General features: G+C 39.9%; 1 protein-coding gene. It reads left to right on the top strand.

The annotated features are described in order from the left end of the window. The coding region (locus BTA35_RS17295) for a zinc-binding dehydrogenase (protein ID WP_139363755.1) at positions 1–361 on the top strand (361 nt) is incomplete at its 5' end. Positions 362–404: the final 43 nt, after the last annotated feature.

Genomic DNA, 404 nt, shown 5'->3' with positions numbered 1-404 from the left:
TGTCATCAGTCTCAATCGTACCGAAGATTACTTTGATCAATTAATTGAGGTTCTAGCTCCTCAGGGTAAGTTGGCACTGATTGATGAACCTGAAACGATATTAGACATTCGCAAGCTTAAGCAAAAGTCACTCTCTTTACATTGGGAATTGATGTTCACACGTTCAATGTTTAAAACTGAAGATATGATACAACAGCGAGAGCTTGTGAATCGTGTGGCCGAGTTAGTTGATGCGGGAAAAATTCGTACAACCATCGGCACTCATTATGGTGCTATATGTGCAGAGAACTTGATTAAAGCACATCAAGATATCGAGAACGGTAAAGCCATTGGTAAAATCGTTTTAGAAAGCTTTGCCTAGTTTCGTCCATAGTTCTTAATTCAAAAAGGACTGCACCGAGCAC

Source organism: Oceanospirillum linum (assembly GCF_001995095.2).
Classification (GTDB): Bacteria; Pseudomonadota; Gammaproteobacteria; order Pseudomonadales; family Halomonadaceae; genus Oceanospirillum; species Oceanospirillum linum.
This window is presented reverse-complemented; position numbering and strand designations above follow the sequence as displayed.